The organism is Paracoccus sp. KKT209 (genome assembly GCF_055635455.1).
In genome coordinates this window covers 148,539-170,823 of sequence record NZ_JBVMWB010000003.1, presented here as the reverse complement: position 1 = coordinate 170,823, position 22,285 = coordinate 148,539, and the positions used below count along the sequence as shown (strand labels likewise).

Sequence of the window (22,285 nt, the reverse complement as noted above, 5' to 3'; positions counted from 1 at the left end):
AAGCAATGAGCCATTTCCTCGACCGACTGACCTACCTGCGCCGCGAGCAGGAGACCTTCTCGGAAGGACACGGCGTCACGACGCGCGAAAGCCGGCAATGGGAAGACGCCTATCGAAAGCGTTGGAGCGCCGACAAGATCGTCCGTTCGACCCACGGCGTGAACTGCACCGGATCCTGTTCATGGAAGATCTACGTCAAGGGCGGCATCGTTACTTGGGAAACCCAGCAGACGGATTATCCGCGTACGCGTCCCGACCTGCCCAACCACGAGCCCAGGGGCTGCCCAAGGGGCGCGAGCTACAGCTGGTATCTTTATTCGGGAACCCGCATTCGCTACCCTCTGGCGCGGGAGCGGCTGATCCGTCACTGGCGGGCCGCGCGTGAAACGATGAGCCCGGTCGCGGCCTGGCGATCCATTGTGCAAAATCCCGAACAACGGCGTGATTGGGTGTCCAAACGCGGGCGCGGCGGGTTTGTGCGTGTCGGATGGGAAGAAATCAACGAACTGATCGCTGCCGCCAACGCTTACACGATCAAGGAGTACGGCCCCGACAGGATCGCTGGCTTTTCGCCCATCCCGGCAATGTCGATGATCTCCTACGCGGCCGGCTCGCGCTATCTTTCCCTGTTGGGTGGAACCCTTCTCAGCTTTTATGACTGGTACTGCGACCTGCCACCGTCTTCGCCTCAGATCTGGGGTGAACAAACAGACGTCCCCGAAAGCGCCGATTGGTACAACGCCGGCTTCCTGCTGGTCTGGGGCTCCAACGTTCCGATGACGCGGGCGCCTGACGCACATTTCTACTCCGAAGTGCGCTACCGTGGCGCCAAGAGCGTCGTCATCGCCCCCGACTTCAACGAGGCGGCCAAATTCTCGGACATGTGGCTGCACCCGAAGCAGGGAACCGATGCGGCGCTGGCGCTGGCGCTCGGGCACGTGGTGCTGCGCGAGTTCTATCTTGACCGGCAGGCCCCGTATTTTACCGACTATACCCGCCGCTATTCCGACTTCCCGCTTCTTGTCACGCTGACCGAGCGCGACGGGCATCTGGTCCCTGACCGAATGCTGCGCGCGGCCGACCTCGAGGATGGTTTGGGTGAGGCGAACAACCCCGACTGGAAGGCCGTCGGCATCGACGAAACAACTGGAGAATTGGTAGCGCCGCACGGTTCAGCGGGTCATCGTTGGGGTGAGAAGGGCACCTGGAACCTTGAACAAAAGGACGGGCAGGGCCGAGACGTTCACCTGCGCATGACATTGGCCAATGCGCATGATGGGGTAGAACCGGTCGCCTTCCCCTATTTCGGCGGAAAGGCGTTCCACGACTGGGTTTCCACCTCCCACGAACAGATCCTGACCCGCAACGTTCCGGTGCGCGAGGTCGCGCTGGCCAACGGCACCCGGATCAAGGTGGCGACGGTGTTCGACCTTTATTGCGCCAACTATGGCCTCGACCGGGGCTTTGGCGGCGCCAACGTTGCCACCAGCTATGACGACGACGAGCCCTTCACACCGGCATGGGCCGAAAAGGTGACGGGCGTGCCTCGCCAAGCCATCATTCAGGTGGCTCGAGAATTTGCCGGAAATGCCGAGATGACCGAAGGCCGGTCCATGGTGATCCTGGGGGCAGGGCTCAACCATTGGTACCACATGGACATGAGCTACCGCGGCATCATCCAGCTTCTGGTGATGTGCGGTTGCATCGGCAAATCCGGTGGGGGCTGGGCGCATTACGTGGGGCAGGAAAAATTGCGGCCTCAAACAGGCTGGCTGCCGCTTGCCTTTGCCTCGGATTGGAGCCGTCCGGCACGGCAGATGAACGGAACGAGCTTCTTCTACGCCCATACGGACCAATGGCGTTATGAGACAATGAAGCCGTCCGATCTCTTGTCCCCGCTTGCACCTGAAGGAGACTGGTCGGGCGCCATGATCGACTACAACGTGCGGGCCGAACGGATGGGATGGCTGCCCTCGGCGCCGCAGCTTCAGGCCAACCCGCTGGACGTCGGGCGGCGCATTGCCGAAAGCGGGCAAAACGCAGGCGAGGCGGTTGTGGATGGCCTAAAATCCGGCGATCTGACCTTTGCCAATGTCGATCCGGACAATCCCCGCAACTGGCCGCGCAACATGTTCTTCTGGCGCTCGAACGTCCTCGGAGCGAGCGGGAAGGGGCATGAGTACTTCCTCAAGCACTTCGTGGGCTCGCTGCACGGAGTCGTGGGCACCGACGAGCGCGAGGGGATCCAGCGTCCGGATGAGGTCGTCTGGCACGACGATGCGCCGGTCGGAAAGCTCGACCTGATGGTCAACATCGATTTCCGGATGTCAACGACGAGCGTTTACAGTGATATCGTCCTGCCCACGGCGACGTGGTACGAAAAGAACGACCTCAACACGACCGACATGCACCCCTTCATTCACCCGCTGACCGCGGCCGTGGATCCAGCATGGGAGGCGCGCAGCGACTGGGGCATCTTCCGCGGTCTTGCGAAGAAGTTCTCCGAAATCGCGCCAGAAGTCCTGGGGGTCGAGCATGACGTGGTGCTGTCGCCCACCCTTCACGACACGCCGGGCGAGCTTGCCCAGCCCTATGAGCCCCTCGATTGGGCCAAGGGTGAATGCGAGCCGATCCCTGGCAAGACGATGCCGAACGTCCATCTGGTCGAGCGCAACTATCCCGAGGTATTCGCACGCTTCACCTCTTTCGGACCGGATGTCGAGAAGTTCGGCAACGGCTCCAAAGGGATCATTTGGGAGGCTGGACGCGAGATCGAACAGCTGGGCGATCTGAACGGCCGGGTGCTGGAAGGTCCCACTGCCGGTCGGCCGAAGATCGACACCGATATCGACGCCTGCGAAACGATCCTGATGCTGGCGCCCGAGACGAACGGCGAGGTCGCGCTGAAAGCCTGGAAGGTGCTTTCGAAGACCACCGGACGGGACCACGCGCATCTGGCGGAAGGCAAGGAGGAGGAAAAGATCCGCTTCCGCGACGTGGCCTCGCAACCCAGGAAGATCATCTCGTCGCCCACCTGGTCGGGCATCGAGAGTGAAAAGGTCTGCTACAACGCCGGCTGGACCAACATAAACGAGTTGATCCCCTGGCGCACCCTTTCGGGACGCCAGCAACTCTACCAGGACCACCACTGGATGCGAGCCTTCGGCGAAGCGTTCGTGACTTGGCGCCCTCCCGTGGACACCCATAGCGTGGCCCAAGCCCTCGGCAAGCTGCCGAACGGCAACAAGGAGATCCTGCTCAACTTCCTGACGCCGCACCAGAAATGGGGCATCCATTCGACCTATACCGAGAACCTGATCATGCTGAGCTTGAACCGCGGTGGTCCTGCGGTCTGGATCAGTGAGGCAGATGCCAAGGACGCCGGCATCGTGGACAACGACTGGATCGAGGCATTCAACGTAAACGGCGCCCTGACGGCCCGGGCAATTGTCAGCCAGCGGATCATGCCGGGGTCCTGCATCATGTATCACGCACAAGAAAAGCTGGTGAACACCGTGGGCTCGGAGATCACCGGGCAGCGGGGTGGCATCCACAACTCGGTCACCCGGATCAACATGAAGCCAACCCACATGATCGGCGGCTATGCCCAGTTGTCCTACGGGTTCAACTATTATGGCACCGTGGGCTCCAACCGGGACGAGATCGTCATCATCCGCAAGATGAGCGAGGTGAACTGGTTCGACAAGGCTGCAGACGACAACACACTATCGGAGACCGGAACCGCCGACTGGGGGACCGGACAACAGAAACGCAAGCAGGAGGCAGCCGAATGAGAATCCGCGCGCAAGTCTGCATGGTCCTCAACCTCGACAAGTGCATCGGATGCCACACCTGCTCGATCACTTGCAAGAACGTCTGGACCAACCGCGAGGGCATGGAATACGTTTGGTTCAACAATGTCGAGACAAAGCCTGGCATTGGCTATCCCAAGGATTGGGAGAACCAGAAGCGGTGGCAGGGTGGCTGGACCCGTAAGAAGAACGGCAGGATTGTTCCGCGGCAAGGGTCGAAGTGGCGCATCCTTTCCAAGATCTTCGCCAACCCGCACCTTCCCGAGATCGACGACTTCTACGAGCCCTACACGTTCGAATATGAATGGCTGCAAAAGGCCCCCGAGCTTCAGGCCCAGCCCTCTGCCAAGCCGCGCTCGCTTCTGACCGGCGAGGTGATGAACAAGATCGAATGGTCCGGCAACTGGGAGGACATGCTGGGGGGCGAGTTCGCAAACCGCAGCCAGGACTATAATTTCGAAGGTGTTGAAAAGGAGATCTACGGAGAGTTCGAAAAGACGTTCATGATGTATCTGCCGAGGCTTTGCGAGCATTGCCTCAACCCGTCCTGCCTTGCGTCATGCCCATCAGGCGCGATCTACAAGCGGGCCGAGGACGGCATCGTTTTGATCGACCAGGAGAAATGCCGCGGCTGGCGCATGTGCGTCTCTGGCTGTCCTTACAAGAAGATCTATTACAACTGGTCGACCGGCAAATCCGAGAAGTGCATCTTCTGCTATCCCCGGATCGAGACTGGCCAACCCACCGTCTGCTCGGAAACCTGCGTCGGCCGCATCCGCTACCTGGGTGTGATGCTCTATGACGCCGACCGGATCGAGGCCGCGGCTTCTGTCGAGAACGAGAAGGACCTTTATCCGGCGCAGCTTGGGGTGTTCCTCAACCCCCACGACCCCGAGGTGCAGGCCGAGGCACGGGCGCAGGGCATTCCTGACCAGTGGATCGAGGGGGCGATCCGTTCCCCCATCTACAAGATGGCCGTCGAATGGAAGGTAGCCTTCCCGCTGCACCCGGAATACCGCACCCTGCCGATGGTCTGGTACGTGCCGCCGCTGTCGCCGATCCAGTCGGCGCATGAGGCGGGCAAAATCAGTGCAAAAGACGGCATGCCGGATGTCCGGTCGCTGCGGATCCCGTTGCGCTATCTGGCCAACCTTCTCACAGCAGGAGACGAGGCTCCGATTGCCGTGGCGCTGGAGCGGATGCTGGCCATGCGATCCTACATGCGCGCGAAAAGTGTCGAAGGGCGGATCGATCCGTCCATCCCCGAGCGGGTGGGCCTGACAGCGCCGATCATCGACGAGATGTACAGGATCATGGCGCTGGCCAATTACGAGGACCGTTATGTCATCCCCACGGCTCACCGCGAGCTGGAGGAGGACGCTTATGCCCTTCGCGGCTCGGCAGGGTTCGGGTTCCAGGAAGGAACCAACGGCGCCACCAAAACCAATCTTTTCGGCGGCGCCAAGCGCACCCCGAAAAAGCCATACATGGACGTACTGACATGAAACTGTGTTTGCGTGCCCTGGCGGCTCTGCTCGGCTATCCTTCTGCCGAACTCGCTGCCCATATTCCTGAAATCGAAACTGCGCTTGCGGCTGAACCGGCACTGCCTGCGGACAACCGCAAGCGCCTGTCCCCGCTGTTGTCGCGGCTGAGGTCGCAGGACCTTCTGGACGCACAAGCGGAATACAGCGAGCTGTTCGACCGGTCCCGCGCGCTGTCACTTCATCTTTTCGAACACGTGCATGGAGACAGCAAGGACCGCGGCCCTGCCATTATCGATCTGGGCCAGCAATACCTGGACCGGGGCTTCATGCTCGAAGGCCCGGAACTGCCGGACTTCGTGCCAGCCTTTATCGAGTTTGCCTCTTGTTTGCCGCCGACCGAGGGGCGCGAGATGCTGGGGGAGCCTGCACATGTCTTTGCGGCACTTGAAGAAAGATTGACAGCCCGGGGGTCGGATTATGCCCCTATCTTTGCGGCGATCCTTTCACTGGTGGGCGCGCAGCCAGATGCCGAGGCATTGACCGAGTTGCGCGCACAAGCGCCCTCGGACGATCCCGCAAAAATCGATGAGGAGTGGGAAGAAAAGGCCATCACCTTCACAGGGCCGCATGAGATGGGGGGACCGACAGGTATCGTCGCCAAGATCCGGGCGGCAGGAAAAGCGGCCACGGCCGCACGCACTGGAACCAAGGGCTGAGGAGGACGACATGAACCAACTTCTGAACCAGCTGGCCTTCGGCTGGTACCCGTATCTGTCGATCACGGTGCTGATCGTGGGATCAATCCTGCGCTATGACGCTGACCAGTACTCCTGGCGGTCGCAGTCGAGCCAGTTCCTGAGGCGCAAGCAGATGATGTGGGGATCCAACCTGTTTCACCTCGGCGTTCTTGTCCTCTTCGTGGGGCATTTCGTGGGCATGCTGACGCCGATCCAGGTGTTCGACATGATAGGGGTGGGGCATGGCTTCAAACAACTTGTCGCACTCATCGTCGGAGGCCTTGCGGGGATTGCGGCATTGGTGGGAGCCACTCTGCTTCTTCACCGGCGCTTGTTCGAACCCCGCATCAGGCAGACGTCCTCCTTCGGTGACATTGCCGTTCTGGTGCTGATCTGGCTGCAGCTTGTCTTCGGCGTGCTGACCGTCTTCTGGACAATGCAGCATCTGGACGGTTCTGAAATGGTGGTCCTGATGGGCTGGGCCAATGCCATTGTGACCTTCAATCCGGCAGCCCCAACCTTGCTGGCGGATGTCGCCTGGATCTACAAGCTGCACATCATTCTGGGGCTGACCCTGTTCCTGATCACGCCGTTTACCCGCTTGATCCATATCTGGAGTGCACCGATCTCCTTCCTGTTCCGGCCCGGCTACCAGATAGTACGTTCCCTTGGAGCGGTGCGCCGGTCGCCGACCAAGGATGTCTATGCGGCACGCCCTAGCTACGATGGCACCGCCACCACACGTCAGCAGGCTGAAAGCGGGGAGGGAGGCGCATGAGCCGACATCATGAAATTCCGCGTCTCCGAGAGGAAAGACAGTCGCCCCCGGTCATGATGAGCGCCTGCCAAAGTGGTGGCTGCGGCGCCAGTGCGGCACCGCGAATGCCGCCGCCGCCCAGCTTCTCGGAAGTACGGGTCAATGGTGTCGAAATCGCGCCCGACGCAATCGCCCAGGAGATCCAGCACCATCCTGCAGCTGACGGGGAAGCTGCTTGGCGCGAAGCCGCGCGGGCGCTCGCCATTCGAGAACTTTTGTTGCAGGAGGCGGCACGACTTTCTGTCACGGCCAAGCCGGAGGCCGATGAGGCCGGCCGGTTGGAGTCGGAACCGGATGCAGTGATCGCAGCTCTTCTGGACCGCGAGGTCATGCCGCAGACCCCTGATGAAACCGAGTGTCGACGTTTTTATGAGGCGCAGAGGACCAAGTTCCGGACCCCTGATCTTCTTGAGGCGTCCCACATCCTCATCGAGCCCGAAGGGAATGATCCAGCGGCATGGACGGCGGCTGAGGCGGAAGCCAGCGCTGCCATTGCGCAGGTTGGTGATGATCCGGCGGCTTTTGCCAAATTGGCTCGCGAGATCTCGTCCTGCCCATCTGCGGCGCAGGACGGTTCTCTTGGCCAAGTTCGTCGGGGTGAGTTGGTGTCGGAGGTCCAAAGGGTGCTGGAACGGCTCAAGCCCGGCTGGACGCATCGCCTGCCCGTGCGCTCGCAGTTTGGCTGGCATGTGCTGCGGCTTCAACGCCGCCTCGAGGGGCAGGAGCTACCCTTCGAAGTGGTGCGCGACAAGATCGCCGATACACTCGAGGCGCGGAGCTGGTCTGTGGAAGCTGCGCGCTATGTTGGCCAACTTGCCGGGCGAGCGAAAGTCGAGGGTATTGCGATCGAGCCCGCCGCAGACGCAGGAATGGCCTGATGCTGCTTGGTGACATCCTGGCACAAGCGCGCCGCACTTCTGCTGATTTACAGCACTGGCTGGGTTCCGCTGACCCGGATTTGATGACGAGGGTGGAGGTCGCAGCAGCCCAAACAGGGGAAACGCCTGCGTCGTTTGTTCGTATCGCGATGGCAGATTTTGACCGCTTCGCGAAAGAAGAGGATTGGGCGACGCTGACGTCTAGTCTTCGAAACACGGGTGATCCTGGACGAGCGTGCGTGACGGGCATGGTTGTGTGGCGACTGTCAAAGGCGCCGAGCACAGCTAAAAAGCAAGGAGATATGGCGAAATGACAAGAAATAGGCGGCAGAACAGAGACGGTCTCAATCCGGCACTAAAGAGCGAGCGTGAAACAGTACATGACAGTCAGGTCTCGAGTGCAGCTCCTATCGAGACAGCGTCGGTTCAGCGACAGGAAGGACGAGCATGGCCGCTGATCTGGGCCGTCGTGGCGATCGTATCTCTTATACTGACCCTTTGGTTCATTTTCGGGTAGATGCCGGGCCTCCTCCTGAAGCGTCTCGGCTTGTTTCAGGATCTCGGAATGTCAGGTCGCCAGAAAACCAGGGGTCTTTGGGTCTTCCTTGCTGCCTTATGGCCCATCAGAGGGGCTCGGTGAGAGCCTCTTGCAGGACATCATGAAGCCTGCAGCCTAGAAGCGGGCGGCGTTTCCTTGCCGGTCTGTGAGGGGATGGCCACCATGTTCTCGCTGAACGCGTTGTTCTGCCGGAGAAAGCGTTCAGTCAGAGGCGACAGGCATGCACAAGCCGATTCGGCAGGACATTCACAACGCAGATATCCCGGTTCTTTGCCGGGCCTGCGAAGCGCGTCATGGAGGCGTGTGTGGCGCGCTTACCCCGCAGCAACTCCTCAAGCTGGGACGCCAAACGACACGCCAGGAGGTCCGGTCGGGAACTGAACTCATCGCAGCCGGTGCGCCCATCGAATGGTATGCGAACATCTTGAGTGGCGTCGTGAAGCTGACGAAGCTCATGCCTGATGGGCGGCAGCAGATCGTGGGTCTCCAGTTTGCTCCTGACTTCATGGGCCGGCCGTTCGCCCGGCACAGTGACGTTTCGGTAGAAGCAGCAAGTGCCGTGCGGCTATGCACCTTCTCGAAAGCTTCTCTTGAGACCATGGTTCGAGAGGCGCCGGAGCTGGAGCATCGTTTGCATCAACAGGCCTTGCGACAACTCGATGAGGCGCAGGAGTGGATGATGACCCTGGGCCGCAAATCGGCGAAGGAGCGCGTAACGTCCTTTCTCCTGCTGGTGGCGCGCCACCTGGATCCGGAAAACAACGCTCCAGCCGGCCCTATCGAGCTTCCCATGAAGCGAGCAGATATTGCAGACTTCCTCGGCCTAACCATCGAAACCGTCAGCCGCCAGTTCACCAGCCTGCGAAACTCGGGCATGATCCGGATGGATAAGTACCGCACCATCTCTGTGAGCGATTACGCTGCCCTGGAAGCTGCATCTGGCGCTTGAGTGGGCCTCCGGCGGTCGCTCAAGGCCGGGGTGTCAAGCCCTTTCCATTCCCTTGACAATGGGCAGGAGAAAATCCCGCTCGAGGGCGACATGCCTACGCATGGCCACGAACAAGGCGCGCAGCATGTATCCCGTTGTTTCCGGGTTCGCGGCCGTGCGACGAGTGACGAGGAGCTTGATGGCATCGTAGATATCTTCGGCATGATCGGCGTCTTCCATGTGCTCTGCGCGAAGGCGCCGCAAGATCGGTGTCAGATCGCCCTGAGCCGTGAGAAGCAGCGGATAGACCATTGTTTCCTCGAAGGCGTGGCACCGGCGAAGCGTCGGGCGTAACTTTCTTGTCAATTCCAGTGCAGCATAGGTATCCACTTGTGCGGGCAAGCTGTCCGCAAGGCTTTCCAGAGCCTCGCAAAGACGCTCCTGCTGCGCAAGAACCGCGTCGAATTGTGATCCGATACCGGGGCCCGAAGGGCCGAGGAAAGTCACATTGCTCAACAAAGGGCAGCTTCCTGGGAGTGGATCTGAACGCCCCGCCGTGGCGGCTTGTGGTAATCTACACCAGGATGCGTCTCGCGTTTTGATCTGCATCATGTTTCGACGCACTTTCCCGGCCTTGGCACGGGGAGCAACCAAGGCGCGCCGATCTTCCGTCGAGAGTTCAGGTCAATCCCATACTTCGTCTGCCCGGTTGCACCTTACGAAGAAGGGGGTTGATTGGGTGGCGCCACGCGAGGGGGATGGGCCGGAAACGTTGATCGCGCAAGAACCGTGCCTGCGCCGTTTACGGTAAGACGGAGAGCACGCTCCCCGCTGTAGAAGGTCAGGCGCCAGCGCCCGGTATCCTCGCCGGTGCCGGTTTCGCACTGGCTGGTGATCTTCCCGCTGCGGAGCATGATCGGCACGGCCGCAGGCGCGATGCTAAAAGCGTCGGCGAGGAGTTCAGCATCAACAACAAAGCCTTCGCTCGAGGCCATCACCTTATCCATCATATCTCTCCTTTGCTTGCTGCTCAGCTTGACCGGTGCTGTCCTTGCCGTGGACGCACCAGCATGCCCGCGTAGACCACCACGAAGCCCGCAAAAGCGCTGACCCAGAGCACCCCGGACAGGTGCAGAAATGGCATCGGGTCATCGGCAAGCCCGGCAATGAGGCGCGCCACGACAGAGCCGATGACGCACAGATAGATTGCCACGGTGCCCGGTCCGGCATGAAGGGCATGTCCGGTATGACCGAGCGAGGCGCGGCCCATCACCGCCACTGTCATGAGGCCAATGGCCCCCACCAGCCAGAGGTGGTGCGCCGCTGCCGGGGCGATGAAGCTCTGCTGCGCCGCCGCATCAGCGATGAAACCCATGGCGACCATTGCATAGGCCAGGTGCAGCGACCAGAGTAACGGCTCCGACCGCACCTGCCACCCGCACCACCGAGACAGCCGCCACAGGTGAACGCCTCCGGTGGCCGCCATCAGCCCCGTCATCCCCCAAGCGCCCGGCGCCGCAACAAAGGCAGCCAAGGTAGCCACGGTAAGCGCGAGGATGCCGCCATCACTCCGGTTGAAGGGGATCGGCAGACGGGGCGCGCCTTTCGCGGCAAGCCAGTTGCGGGTGAAGCTGGGAATGATCCGTCCCCCGATCAGGATGATCAAGAGCAGCGCCGTGGCCAGCCCCAGCCGCATGCCCAACCCGCCCGAGGCAGCGCCAGCCATGGCGGTTTCGACGTGGAACATGCCGTTCGCCAGTCCGTGGAAGCCGATCAGCAGGACCACCGGAAGATTGCGCCAGTTCCGGCCGCGGATGACTTCACGGGCAAGAAACAGCAGCAGGGTTGCCATGAGCGACAGATCGACCAAGGCCACGGCCTGCCACGGCAGCAGGTCCGATAAGGCAACAGCCCCCCGTCCTGCGACCCACAGCGCAGCCAGTGCCAGGAGTGGCCATCCAGCAAGAGGTGGACGTCCTGTCCAGTTGGGCACGGCTGTCAGGGCAAAGCCGCAGATCACCGCTCCGACATAGCCGAACAGGAACTCATGCGCGTGCCAGCTGAAGGGATCAAAGCGCAGGGGCAGGGAGACCGTGCCGCTGAGCATGGCGATCCACAAAAGCATGGCAACCGCGGCCCAGACACTGGCAGCCAGAAAGAACGGCCTGAAGCCGTAGCTGAGCAAGGCAGGCCCCTCGTATTGCGCTCTCTGCTCAGACGTGCCGCTCATGCCCTGTTCCCGCTACGCGGCCAGTTGCTCGTCGGCAGGGCCGAAGAACTCGTAGTGGATCCGCGCGGCTGGAACCCCGAGCTGGACCAGTTCCGAAACAAAGTGGCGCAGGAAGGGCTTGGGGCCGCAGAGATAGATGTCGGCTTCCGTCAGGGGCACATGGGCCTGCAGCCACTCCAGCGTGATCAGCCCGTTCTCGGCGCCACCGGCCTGGTCCGGCACTTCGTAGAAGGTGGCAACGGTGGTGTTTCCATGGTGTCCTGCCAGATGGCGGACATGCTGCTCGAGGGCGTGAGTGGCACGGCTCGTGGTGCCATGGATGTAGTAGACAGGCAGGGCAGGGTGCCTGATCGCGATCTCCTCCATCATGCTGACCATCGGCGTCAGGCCGACGCCTCCTGAGAGCAGCACCACCGGCCGTTCGGGCGCCGTGGGCAGCTGGAAGTCACCGGCCGGCGGGGTGCATTCGAGGATGGTACCAATCGCGGCGTGGTCATGCAGGAACTGCGAAGCCTCGCCCTGCGCCTCGCGCTTGACAGTAATGCGGTAATGGTCGGTGTTCGGCCCGCAGGAGATCGAATAGTTGCGGATCACGCCGGGCCGTCCTGCTTCATCGAAACGCAGCGTCAGGTATTGACCAGGCCGATGCGGGATCACCACGCCGCCGTCCTGCGGCCGCAGGGTCAGCGACAGGATGGTGTCGCTCTCCGCGCGTCGGTCCACCACCACGAAGCGGCGCCAGTCGGTCCACCCGCCGGGCTGAGCGATGATTTCCTCACGAATGGCCGCTTCCCGGCCGATCAGGATGTCGGCCAGGAACCAGTAGGCTTCCCCCCAGGCCGTCAAGATTTCCGGCGTGGCGGCGTCGCCCAGAACCTCCTCGATCGCGCCCAGGAGCGCGGTGGCGACAAAGGGGTAGTGCTCGGGCAGGATGGCATAGCCGATGTGCTTTTGCGCGATCCGCTCTACAGCACCGGTCAAGGCGCCGAGGTTGTCGATGTTCTGGGCGTAGGCGAGCACCGCACCGGCCAGGGCAAACCGCTGCGCGCCACTTTTCTGATTCGCCCGGTTGAAGAGCCGTGCAATGGACGGATCATGGAACAGGCGGCGATACATGGTCTCTGTGATTTTTGGCCCATGTTCGGCCAATACTGGCACAGTGGCTTTCACGATCGCGATGGTGGTGGGGGACAACGGCGTCGGCATGACAGCCTCCTCGTAAAGATGTATTACAAATACATCTACTAGGTCGACTCTGGAAGAGCAAAGGCGCGGGGGCTAATGTGACAAAATGAAGCTGACCCAGTATACCGACTACGCCCTGCGCGTGATGATCCACTTAGCGGCGCATCCCGACCGGCTTGTTTCCATCCGCCAGATCGCGGACAGCTATGCGATCTCGCAGAACCATCTGATGAAGGTCGTCCATGATCTGGGGCGTGCGGGCTTTGTGACCACCTTGCGCGGTCGCAACGGGGGGCTTCGGCTGGCCCGATCACCGAAGAGATCACCATCGGGTCGGTGGTGCGGCATACCGAGGGTCATGCGTTGCCAGTGAACTGCAATGGCTGTCTCATTGCCTCCGCCTGTGGGCTACCGCCGGTGCTGGCAGAGGCGATGGAAGCGTTCATGACGGTGCTCGATCGATACCGTCTGAGCAACCTGGCCCGGCAGCCCGATCACCTGCGTCGGCTGTTCGGCCTCGAGGAACTGAACTGAGGAGCTATTAGTCGAAACAGTCGTCCCTGCCGCTATGAACCGCGCCGGGTTTTCCGGAGGCTGATTGGGATTAGTTACGCGGCCATGTCTTCAGCTTCCAGAGCAGCGTAGAAGTTTGCCTCCGCTTCGGCCGGCGGGATGTTCCCGATCAGCTCGAGCAGGCGGCGGTTGTTGAACCAGTCTACCCATTCGAGGGTGGCATATTCGACAGCCTCGAAGTTGCGCCACGGCCCACGACGGTGGATGACCTCGGCCTTGAACAGGCCATTGATCGTCTCCGCCAAGGCATTGTCGTAGCTATCGCCGACACTGCCGACGGAAGGTTCGATGCCGGCCTCGCCCAGCCTCTCGGTGTATTTGATCGACAGGTATTGCGACCCGCGGTCGGAATGGTGGACGAGCCCCGCGCCCTTGGCTGGGCGGCGATCGTGGACAGCCTGTTCGAGGGCATCGAGAACGAAGCCTGCGTGGGCTGTTTGGCTCGCCCGCCAGCCGACGATCTTGCGGGCATAGGCATCGATGACGAAGGCGACATACACAAGCCCCTTCCAGGTGGCGACGTAAGTGAAATCGCTGACCCAGAGCATGTTCGGCGCAGGCACGCGGAACTGCCGGTTCACCTTGTCCAGCGGGCACGAGGCCTTCTTGTCGGGGATCGTAGTCTTGTGCGGCTTGCCCCGGATGATGCCTCGAATACCCATGTCCTTCATCAGTCTGGCGACTGTGCAACGGGCGACATCGAAGCCTTCCCGATCCAGCTGACGCCAGACCTTGCGCACGCCGTAGACGCGCCAGTTCTCTTCGAAGACACGCTCGATCTCGGGCCGCAGCGCTGCGTCGCGCCGGGTGCGATCCGACAATCGGGCCGGATCGGCCCGCTTCGCCAGGTGATCGTAGTAGGTGGACGGGGCGATCGGCAGAACCCTGCAGATCGGCTCGACCCCCGTGCTTCCCTCGCTGATCGTCGATGAACCCGACCATCACTTCGACCGGCGGTCGAGCTCCGCCATCGCAAATTATGCGCTCGCCTTGCGCAGGATCTCGTTGGCCTGGCGCAGTTCCCGGTTCTCCCGCTCCAGCGCCTTCATCTTCTCTGCCATGTGGGTCGGGATGCCAGAGCGCTTGCCGCTGTCGACCTCGGCCTTCTTGACCCACTCGTTCAGGGTCTGCGGCGCACAGCCGATCTTCGCGGAAATCGACGTGACTGCCTGCCAGCGCGATCCATGCTGACCCTCATTGTCGAGAACCAGGCGCACTGCACGCTCGCGCACTTCGGGGGAAAACTTGTTCGTCGTCTTGCTCATGATGCTCCATCCTTGTGTGTTCAAGGTCGGGCATACTGGGAACGCAGGTGGTACCCCGTTCCATCCCGGGGAGCTGATCCCGCTGAGTAGCAAGGAGCTCATCTGTGCCGCCACCACATGAACCTGAACAGTTGCCAGGGGCGACCGCCGTGCCGACCCCGAATTTCAAGGACAGGACAGTGACTTTGCCCCAAACCTACATCGGCGTCGATGTTGCGAAAGACTGGATCGACGTGTGTGACCCTGCCACCTCGCGGCAGGAAAGAATTCCGACCGACCGCCGATCGCTCCGCAGGTTTGCGGCGTCGGTCGGCTCATCCATCGTCATTCTCGAAGCTTCCGGCGGCTATGAGCGACCTGTCATGTCCGCCCTGTCCGAAGCCGGACGGCAGGCGACGTGCGTCAATCCTCGGCAGGCCCGCGAATTTGCTCGCGCTACCGGGCGTCTGGCCAAGAGTGACCGTGTCGATGCGCGGGTCCTGGCCGAGATGGGACGCGCTCTACAGCTGGTTCCGGGGCGCCCACGTTCTGCCGAACGCCAGCGTTTGGCTGACCTTACGGCGCACCGCACCGACATCTCCGCCATGATCGTTGCCGAGAAGAACCGCTTGAGGACAACGCAGGACCAATGGATCCGGCGTAGCATCTCGCAACCCATCAAGACCCTGCAAGCCAGCTTGGCGAAAGTCGAAGCAGAGATGGAGGCTGTCATCCAGGAACAGGACGACTTGCGCGATCAGGCCGTTCGTCTGCGTCAGATCAAGGGGGTCGGGCCCGTCGTCTCAGCAACTTTGATCGCGCAACTCCCTGAAATTGGCGATCTGGACCGACGACGTATCGCAGCGCTCGCAGGACTTGCACCACATGCCAATGATTCCGGACATCGACGCGGCAAACGCAGCATATGGGGTGGACGCGGCACGATCAGGAGAACGCTCTATCTGGCAGCACTCACTGCCAGCAGGTTCGACCCGCGGTTCAGGGCATTCAAAGAGCACCTGCTTGCAACCGGAAAGGCCAAGAAGCTCGTCATCGTCGCTTGCGCGCGCAAGCTCCTGACCGTGCTGAACGCGATGATGCGAACCGGAACCACATACCAAGGCGCCATCTCCTGAAACACAGTTGCTACTCAGGAGTTGGAGCCTCCGGCAAACCCGTAGCGGTTCAGCAGGCCATGCAGCCGCGTTTTCCTGCGGAAACAAACTTCACACTCGCCCGCCCGGCCATGGGCTTCATCGGCCTGCTCGAGGAATTTTCGCGGCGCCTTGTGGATGATTTCGGCTCTTTCTACGAGAAAGCAGCTCTGCACTCGAAGGGTTGAGCTACAGACCGGGCGAGGTCTTTCTCGCCCGATCATCCCGGGATGATGTTTTCAACATCTGCTCCCCGAAACCGCCGTGTAGATTTTTCAACTGTAGCCGAAGCAGACGCTTGGCCTGCAAGATCAAGCTTCATTTACTTCTTGTCTACGTCCTCGGCCGTTCGCCCCGGCCAAGGCCGGGGCAGTGCTTCTATCAGGGATTGCTCACCTCTCCGGCAGCGCCGCGTGTGCCCAGTTCAAGTTGGCGCATACCATGCTCGACGGTCGCAGGATCCCACATGTTCGGGCTCGCGGGCTGGGCCTGTGTCGCCATAAAGCCGCTCTCGGCAGGTTCTCCAGCTTCCGGAGGCGTATCCGACGCATCCTGAGCGGTTTCCGCCGGCGCGGAGCTGCTTTCACTGTTGCCGGACTGCGCGGGGAGCGGGGCCGCCAGCGCCAGCAGTTCCCCGGACGGACCCACGATCATGAAGACGTCTTCCTGATTTGCGGATTTGCCCTTCAGGACTGTTGTTCCCTGCATGGGCTGGACTTGCTGCATGCCGGCCTGCTCAGCCTGACCCTTGGCTGCCTCGCTGTTGTCGGCCTGGCCGGATGTGGCAGAGCCGCCTGACGATGCGCTGCTGGCGCCACTGGACTGCGACGTCGGCTGCGAGCTGTTGATGGGCTTTCCGGTCGGATCATAGAGCACGATATCGGCACCTTCCCGAAGCCGGGTACGAAGGCCCTCGACGGCTTGACGGCGCAAGTGCTCCTCGATCTGCGGTCGTACGGCCTCCAGCGGCGGCAGATCAGCCTGCCCTTGAGCCTGCGCAGTGTCATAAGACTGCTGCACGGCCTCATCCGTCACCGACTTCTCCAGTTCGCGATCAAGCCAGACCTGAACCATGGCGTCTTCTTGGGCGGTTTGCGTGTTGCTGTTGACCAGAGCGGTGACTTCCGGATCTTCGGCCAGGTTGTCTGCCCACGCCTCTTCCAAGATCAGCTGGCGCATGATCAACTGCTCAAGCGCGATCGGAACCAGCATCTGCGGCTGCTGCGATCGAAGTTGTGGCGGCAGCATGCCGATCACCGTCATCAGGTCCGACCCACGGATCTCGGTCCCGCCGACGGTCGCGATCAGAGCGTTGGCCTGAGCCTCTCCGGCCTCTCCGGCCGATCCGGTCGTGCCGCCTGCGGACTGCGACGGCTGCTGCTGACCCTGGCTGGCCGATCCGCTTGTGGACGGGTCGGCATTCTGGCCCTGATCCGCCTGCTGAGTGGGCGTGCCCGTCTGGCCACTCGACTGATCCGGCGCCTGGCTATCCTGGGCCCAGGCCGGGCTGAATGCCAAAGGGATGCTGAGCGCTGCAGCGATGGCCGTGCTGCTTGTTCTCTTGCTGGTTATCGTCATCTCGTTCTCCTCCAATTTTGGCCGACAAGCCCGATGGGGCTTGAGGGTTTGCTGGGGTCCACGTGAGACAGAAGTTACTTTTGACTGATCGATGTCGTCCCCGTCATCTTCCTGACGTGCGCGAGCCGTGCTGAGAGGCGGCGGCGGCAGGAAGATCTCGACGTTCTGCGGACCGTAATGAAGAAGGCCGGCAGCACCGGCCTTCTCTTAATTCTGTTGCTGGATCAGACGTCCCAGAAGCCGCCATCGCCCATGTCGTCACCGACATCGCCGAACTCAGGCTCCTCGATGACGCCGCTGCCATCAGCGTCGTAGGAGCTGAAAACGCCGGCGTTGTATTCGTCCTCGCTCAGGGCACCGTCACCGTCGCCGTCCCAAGTGCTGAAGGCGGTCTCGTTTTCGCCGTAGATACCATCCCAACCGGCCTGGAATTCTTCTTCATTGAGGGCGCCGTCACCGTCGCCGTCCCATTCCGTCATTTCCTGCGCCATTGCGGGGGCCGCGGTCAGCGCACCGAGAACAGCAGCAATGCCAGCGATCTTTTTCAGTTCGATGGTCATGTTGTTTCTCCTTGGTCTGGTTTGCGCGGCATCTTGCCGCTGGTCGTGCCAACAGGTTCAAAGACCGGATGTTCCAGCACCTGTTGGTGTCGTTCAGGGGCCAACGGGCTGCCTGGGGTCGTTCAGACGTCCCAGAAGCCTTCGTCACCCATGTCGTCACCGATATCCGTCAGTTCCGGCTCTTCGATGATCCCGGTTCCGTCTTCGTCGTAACGCGCGAAGACGCCGTTGGTGAACTCTTCTTCATTCAGAGAGCCGTCCCGATCGACGTCCCATTCGCCGAGCAAGCCAACCTCGCGGAAGCCGTCAGAGAACTCGTTGGACAGCACAACGCCGTCGCCGTCGATATCCCAGGCTTCGTAGGTTTCGGCGGTGGCGTCGCGGTTCCAGTATTCGGGCGCGTCCGCGTCGACGACACCATACTCAGCCGCGTCCAAGTCGTCACTGTCGTCGCGGTCATAGGAATTGTAGACGCCGCCGGTGAATTCCTCTTCAGAGATCAGTTCATCGCGGTCCTGATCCCAATTGCTGAAGATGGCGCGCTCATGGAAGCCTTCGGCAAACTCTTCTGCACTCAGCATCGTGTCGCCATCGGTATCCCATTCAGCGTCCTGCGCCATCGCGGGTGCTGCTGTCAGGGCAGCAAGAATGGCAGTCGCCGCAAGCAGACCAGGAATATTAGTAAAAGACCGTGTCATGGATCTTCCTTTCGCTTCATAGGCCACGGGACGCTTCAACGCGCATTCGTTGTGCAGTCAAATGGCCTTGATGACAGGGACAAGCTCATAGCCTGCGCCACTCTCGCCACTTTGAAGGCACAACCTTAGTCCAACCTTAGCGGGAAGTTTTTTACTGCTCCTTGTCAGGCGGGAACGTACCTGCATGAGTAGTGGTGCACAGTTTGATCCTCGCATCCGCTAGGCGGCAGTCGAGACAGTCCAGCTTCGTAATTCTTCGAAGGTCATGCGAACAAAGAACCCCTGTGCGCTGTTGCTTTCAGAGCGAACAGGCCTGGAGGGAGAGATGCGTGTACTTCTTGTGGAGGATGATGAGGTCTTAGGTGACGGGATAAGCAGGGGGCTGACCCTTGAGGGGCTATGCGTGGATTGGCTTACAGATGGAGCCGACGCGGAAGTTGCACTGGAAAGCGACCGGTTTGATGTGGTGATCCTGGATCTGGGCCTGCCAAGCGTTTCGGGACATAAGCTCTTGGCCCAATGGCGGCAGGCTGGCCATGGTGTTCCGATCCTAATCCTTACTGCTCACGACACGCGACAGAACTGTCTCGACACACTGAACAATGGCGCAGACGATTATGTCGTGAAGCCCGTAGAGCTGGATGAACTGGTAGCGCGACTGAAAGCGCTCAAGCGGCGTTCGACCGGTCGGTCAGACAATCATCTGGTTACCGGCCCGCTGGTTCTTGACCTGACAGCCCGCACCGGGACACTTGATGGGGCCGCACTTGCCTTGTCGAGCTATGAGTTCGTTGTGCTTGAGGCCTTGGCAGAACGTGGCGATCAGCCCGTTTCGCGGCGCATCCTCGAGGAGCGCCTGTATGGCTGGAGTGGCGGACCGGAAAGTAACGCGCTCGAAGTTCTGATCCATAAGCTGCGCGGCAAGGTCGGGCGCGAACGGATCAGGACCGTCCGCGGCACTGGTTATCGGCTCGCGACATGATCAAGCGGATCAGCCTTCAGGCCCGCCTGCTTGCTCTCCTTATTTTGCTGCTCGCCACCTTGTGGACTGCCCTCCTGGTGGATGCGCAGCGCAGTGCCAATGACATGGCCGGGCGCGAAGCCCACGCTCGCCTGCACGGCATGGCTGATTTTCTCCTAACCGCGGCTCGGTGGCCTGAAGCGGCTAGATCGGATCTGGAGGATATTCTTAATGCAGCGGGACGGCCGCTCGAGATCGACAGCTTGGGTGCGCCTGCTTACGAAATCCGCCGTGGTGGAACTGTCCTCGCTCGCTCCGCGGATTTCCCAACCTTTCGATCGCGTCCCGAACCGGGCTTGACGGTCGCGGCCGGCACCGAAGGGAACTGGATCGTGCTGACTGCTATAGACGATCGCGATGATGTTACGCGTCGAACAGCTTTGCGCCAGATCGCGCAGGAAAAACGGGCGGAGGATTTAAATGCGGAGCGCACTACATCCTTGAATTTTTTGTTGCCGTTGTTCGGGATCGGGGTGCTCGGCTCCATCTGGTTCGGCCTGCGGCCTCTGCGGCTGATCCGGCAGCGGATCACGAACATAAACCCCAATGAGCCGGCGCAACTCGGTATCGAGGCCAACAGGATGCCCAAGGAGATTGCCGATTTGGCCGAGGCTTTCGACGCACTTGTTGCACGGCTCGCCCGCGTCATGACCGGCCAAAGAATATTTACCTCGGTCGCCAGCCATGAGCTGCGGACACCGCTGGCGGGCGCCATCAGCCAGCTCGACGTGCTGAAACGCGAGCCTGCTTCTCCATCGGCTCGCCAGCGCCTGACGGAAAGCTTGCGACATATGGATCGGCTCGTGTCGCAGCTGCTGGCCCTGACCCGGGAGGAGGTCAGCGCTTCAGCGAGAGGCCCCACCACCTTTGACATTGTCAGTCTCGTACAGGACCTGCGAGAGGATCTGACGCACACCGATCCTGCTTTGAACATCGACCTGTCAGATATGCACGTGCCGGTGGAAATGACTGGCTACCCTGATCTGATCCGGTCCCTGCTGCGTAACCTGGTCCAGAACGCCGTTGCGGCATCAGGCCACCTCCCCGTCTCCATCACGCTCAGAGCAGTTGCGGATACGGTCGCAGTCATGGTCGAGGACAAGGGCCCGGGTTTCCCCGCGCATTACCAAAGCGAAGCCTTTGATCCATTTGCTCGAAATATACGGGGAACGGCTTCAGGCACTGGCCTTGGGCTGATCGTGGTGCACAGGATCGTGGAGCTGCACCAAGGGAGGATCGAGATCGCCGATCAACCAAGGGGCGCAAAAGTGACAGTGGTTCTGCCGCGATTACTTCACTCCTCGACAGGAGGATGACTCGAATGACCATTTCCGAGGTTGCGGCGCCGGTCGCCAGGCGCCTCAAGGAAGAGGGCAAGCCGCACAAGCTGGTCATCATCGCAAATGCAGGGCGGCTCATCACCATCGCGAACGCCGTCCTGAAAAGCAGCATACCTTGGCAGCACCCGGCCGGCGCATAAACACAGTTGCTAGGCAAAAGCGGTCATTCGCGGCCGACGTACTGTCAGGCCTCGCTTACCAAGGATGTCGGCCGGAGAAAGCAGAAATGTCATCCAAAGTGAAAAAGCATGGGCTCTGATGATACCACCTTTAGCTGCCGGGCCACCGATAGTCAGTGCGCTTCAGGCAAGTATGGCAAAGGGGTTGAGGCAGGCAACTGGCCCAAGATAGTGGATCGGGTCTTCTGCCGAAGAGCGGAATGCAACGTCGGTCTTAGCGTGAAATTCTCCAAGCAGATGCCGCTCAAAGCGTTCAAGGTCCTCGCCTCTATTTCCCGGCAGTTTCTCGCGCGTGACGTCTGCAATGTCCAGCCGCTCAGCCACACCATAGACTGTGGCAAGTTTTGCTGGTGGAAACAGCCAAGGCCACCTTTCGCGGAAATCGGAAAGAAAGGCTGCGATGTCTTCCGCAGCCATTTCCAAAGGTCCGAGGTGTCTCTCAAGAACCGCATGCACCAGTTCCTCATCGGATATCGTGGCAACGAAAGTGACACCAGCTAGGCTCAGGACTCGTTCTTGATCACAGCCAAAATAGGACGGTTGCGGCCAATGCTATTGCGGAGAGGTATGTCTCCGGGCACCTGTCGTAACGCGTGGCGACACGTCTCCAGTCTTTCAGCCGCCCGAACATGATCTCGATGCGATTGCGCCTTCTGTAGCGGCGCTTGTCGTATTTCACGGTTTTCTTGCGCAACTTCCGGCTAGGGATACAGGCTTTTATCCCTCTGTCCTGCAACGCTTCGCAGCCAGTCAGCATCATAGCCTCGGTCCGCCAAGAACCAATCAGCCTGCGGCAGGCCGTCCAGAAGCGCCGCTGCGCCGGTGTAGTCGCTGACCTGTCCTGCCGACATGAAGAACCGGATAGGTCTGCCTTTCGCATCGGTGACGGCGTGCAGCTTGGTGTTCATGCCGCCTTTCGTTCGACCAATCTGGCGACTGCGCCCCCCTTTTTGGCCCGCAGGCTGCAAGCCGTGCGATGCGCCTTCAGATAGGTTGCATCGATCATGATTGTCTTCGGATCGGTGCTCTCGGCGGCCAGGCCGACCATGATCCGGGCGAAGACCCCGTTGTCACTCCAGCGCTTCCAGCGATTATAAAGCGTCTTGGCAGGTCCATATTCACTCGGCGCATCGCACCATCTCAAACCATTGCGATTGATGAAGATAATGCCGCTCAGCACCCGCAGATCGTCAACTCGGGGACGGCCATGGCTCTTGGGGAAGTAGGGGCGAAGGCGCGCCATCTGCGCCTCGGTCAGCCAGAACAGGTTGCTCATCGATCAGGTCTCCTTGCGGCGGCCTGAAT

The 22,285-nt window shown here is 61.0% G+C and carries 21 protein-coding genes, 3 pseudogenes and 1 other annotated feature; of the genes and pseudogenes, 14 read left to right on the top strand and 10 right to left on the bottom strand.

What is annotated here, in order from left to right:
- Positions 1-5 precede the first annotated feature (5 nt).
- From ACZ2G3_RS18690 to ACZ2G3_RS18660, 7 genes are all read left to right on the top strand, one after another.
- Complete coding sequence (locus tag ACZ2G3_RS18690) at positions 6-3,794, top strand: nitrate reductase subunit alpha (RefSeq protein ID WP_470399822.1); 3,789 nt, start codon at positions 6-8, stop codon at positions 3,792-3,794.
- Positions 3,791-5,317, top strand: a complete 1,527-nt coding sequence (gene narH, locus ACZ2G3_RS18685) for a nitrate reductase subunit beta (protein ID WP_470399821.1) — start codon at positions 3,791-3,793, stop codon at positions 5,315-5,317. Before ACZ2G3_RS18690 ends, narH begins: the two co-directional genes overlap by 4 nt.
- A complete protein-coding gene (narJ, locus tag ACZ2G3_RS18680; RefSeq protein WP_470399819.1) occupies positions 5,314-6,015 on the top strand; it encodes a nitrate reductase molybdenum cofactor assembly chaperone in 702 nt (233 codons plus the stop codon). Before narH ends, narJ begins: the two co-directional genes overlap by 4 nt.
- A 10-nt stretch (positions 6,016-6,025) precedes the next feature.
- Positions 6,026-6,814: a respiratory nitrate reductase subunit gamma gene (gene narI, locus ACZ2G3_RS18675; RefSeq protein WP_470399818.1), complete on the top strand. Its 789-nt coding sequence runs from the start codon at positions 6,026-6,028 to the stop codon at positions 6,812-6,814.
- Positions 6,815-6,918: 104 nt separating this feature from the next.
- Entirely contained in the window at positions 6,919-7,731 is an 813-nt protein-coding gene (locus tag ACZ2G3_RS18670) for a peptidylprolyl isomerase (protein ID WP_470399816.1), read from the top strand.
- On the top strand, positions 7,731-8,045 hold the full coding sequence (locus tag ACZ2G3_RS18665; protein WP_470399815.1) for a hypothetical protein: 315 nt from the start codon (positions 7,731-7,733) through the stop codon (positions 8,043-8,045). The genes ACZ2G3_RS18670 and ACZ2G3_RS18665 overlap by 1 nt, the downstream gene beginning before the upstream one ends.
- A 465-nt stretch (positions 8,046-8,510) precedes the next feature.
- Positions 8,511-9,239 (top strand): Crp/Fnr family transcriptional regulator, encoded by a 729-nt coding sequence (locus ACZ2G3_RS18660; RefSeq protein WP_470399814.1) that lies wholly within the window; start codon positions 8,511-8,513, stop codon positions 9,237-9,239.
- 33 nt (positions 9,240-9,272) lie between these two features.
- On the opposite strand, the gene ACZ2G3_RS18655 is transcribed toward ACZ2G3_RS18660, so the two are convergent.
- From ACZ2G3_RS18655 to hmpA, 4 genes are all read right to left on the bottom strand, one after another.
- Entirely contained in the window at positions 9,273-9,725 is a 453-nt protein-coding gene (locus ACZ2G3_RS18655) for a hemerythrin domain-containing protein (protein ID WP_470400020.1), read from the bottom strand.
- 209 nt (positions 9,726-9,934) lie between these two features.
- A complete protein-coding gene (locus ACZ2G3_RS18650; RefSeq protein WP_470399812.1) occupies positions 9,935-10,225 on the bottom strand; it encodes a DUF6522 family protein in 291 nt (96 codons plus the stop codon).
- A 23-nt stretch (positions 10,226-10,248) separates the two neighbouring features.
- Complete coding sequence (locus tag ACZ2G3_RS18645; RefSeq protein WP_470399811.1) at positions 10,249-11,448, bottom strand: NnrS family protein; 1,200 nt, start codon at positions 11,446-11,448, stop codon at positions 10,249-10,251.
- 12 nt (positions 11,449-11,460) lie between these two features.
- Positions 11,461-12,654, bottom strand: a complete 1,194-nt coding sequence (gene hmpA, locus ACZ2G3_RS18640) for an NO-inducible flavohemoprotein (protein ID WP_470399810.1) — start codon at positions 12,652-12,654, stop codon at positions 11,461-11,463.
- Positions 12,655-12,739: 85 nt separating this feature from the next.
- Between hmpA and ACZ2G3_RS18635 the strand changes: the two genes are divergently transcribed.
- Both ACZ2G3_RS18635 and ACZ2G3_RS18630 read left to right on the top strand, forming a co-directional pair.
- Positions 12,740-13,006 (top strand): RrF2 family transcriptional regulator, encoded by a 267-nt coding sequence (locus tag ACZ2G3_RS18635; protein ID WP_470399808.1) that lies wholly within the window; start codon positions 12,740-12,742, stop codon positions 13,004-13,006.
- A pseudogene (locus ACZ2G3_RS18630) lies at positions 12,970-13,059 on the top strand (RrF2 family transcriptional regulator); the annotation flags it as partial. The gene ACZ2G3_RS18635 and the pseudogene ACZ2G3_RS18630, both read left to right, overlap by 37 nt.
- 182 nt (positions 13,060-13,241) lie before the next feature.
- Here the strand turns inward: ACZ2G3_RS18630 and ACZ2G3_RS18625 are convergent.
- Positions 13,242-14,471: pseudogene (locus ACZ2G3_RS18625) on the bottom strand (IS3 family transposase).
- Positions 14,073-14,190, bottom strand: a sequence feature (AL1L pseudoknot). Its footprint overlaps the pseudogene before it by 118 nt.
- Positions 14,472-14,620: 149 nt before the next feature.
- Between ACZ2G3_RS18625 and ACZ2G3_RS18620 the strand changes: the two are divergent.
- Complete coding sequence (locus ACZ2G3_RS18620; RefSeq protein ID WP_470399806.1) at positions 14,621-15,586, top strand: IS110 family RNA-guided transposase; 966 nt, start codon at positions 14,621-14,623, stop codon at positions 15,584-15,586.
- Positions 15,587-15,645: 59 nt separating this feature from the next.
- A complete protein-coding gene (locus tag ACZ2G3_RS18615) occupies positions 15,646-15,792 on the top strand; it encodes a hypothetical protein (RefSeq protein WP_470399804.1) in 147 nt (48 codons plus the stop codon).
- Between the two features lie 193 nt (positions 15,793-15,985).
- Here the strand turns inward: ACZ2G3_RS18615 and ACZ2G3_RS18610 are convergent, their stop codons facing one another.
- From ACZ2G3_RS18610 to ACZ2G3_RS18600, 3 genes are all read right to left on the bottom strand, one after another.
- The gene (locus ACZ2G3_RS18610; RefSeq protein ID WP_470399802.1) at positions 15,986-17,182 is read right to left on the bottom strand and encodes a hypothetical protein; all 1,197 of its coding nucleotides are present in this window, start codon (positions 17,180-17,182) and stop codon (positions 15,986-15,988) included.
- Between the two features lie 224 nt (positions 17,183-17,406).
- A complete protein-coding gene (locus tag ACZ2G3_RS18605) occupies positions 17,407-17,742 on the bottom strand; it encodes an EF-hand domain-containing protein (protein WP_470399801.1) in 336 nt (111 codons plus the stop codon).
- Positions 17,743-17,864: 122 nt separating this feature from the next.
- Positions 17,865-18,440, bottom strand: coding sequence for an EF-hand domain-containing protein (locus ACZ2G3_RS18600; protein WP_470399800.1), 576 nt, complete (start codon positions 18,438-18,440; stop codon positions 17,865-17,867).
- 325 nt (positions 18,441-18,765) lie between these two features.
- Here ACZ2G3_RS18600 and ACZ2G3_RS18595 point away from each other — a divergent pair, with 325 nt between their 5' ends.
- The 3 genes from ACZ2G3_RS18595 to ACZ2G3_RS18585 are packed head-to-tail and all read left to right on the top strand — an operon-like array spanning position 18,766 to position 20,941.
- Entirely contained in the window at positions 18,766-19,422 is a 657-nt protein-coding gene (locus tag ACZ2G3_RS18595) for a response regulator (protein WP_470399798.1), read from the top strand.
- Entirely contained in the window at positions 19,419-20,777 is a 1,359-nt protein-coding gene (locus ACZ2G3_RS18590) for a sensor histidine kinase (RefSeq protein WP_470399797.1), read from the top strand. Before ACZ2G3_RS18595 ends, ACZ2G3_RS18590 begins: the two co-directional genes overlap by 4 nt.
- A gap of 5 nt (positions 20,778-20,782) precedes the next feature.
- A complete protein-coding gene (locus tag ACZ2G3_RS18585; protein ID WP_470399795.1) occupies positions 20,783-20,941 on the top strand; it encodes a hypothetical protein in 159 nt (52 codons plus the stop codon).
- Positions 20,942-21,103: 162 nt separating this feature from the next.
- Here the strand turns inward: ACZ2G3_RS18585 and ACZ2G3_RS18580 are convergent, their stop codons facing one another.
- Together ACZ2G3_RS18580 and ACZ2G3_RS18575 are read right to left on the bottom strand one after the other, a co-directional pair.
- Positions 21,104-21,397 carry a hypothetical protein gene (locus ACZ2G3_RS18580; RefSeq protein WP_470399793.1) on the bottom strand — a complete coding sequence of 98 codons (294 nt, stop codon included), beginning with the start codon at positions 21,395-21,397 and terminating at the stop codon, positions 21,104-21,106.
- A 103-nt stretch (positions 21,398-21,500) separates the two neighbouring features.
- A pseudogene (locus tag ACZ2G3_RS18575) lies at positions 21,501-22,256 on the bottom strand (IS5 family transposase).
- Between the last annotated feature and the right edge of the window lie 29 nt (positions 22,257-22,285).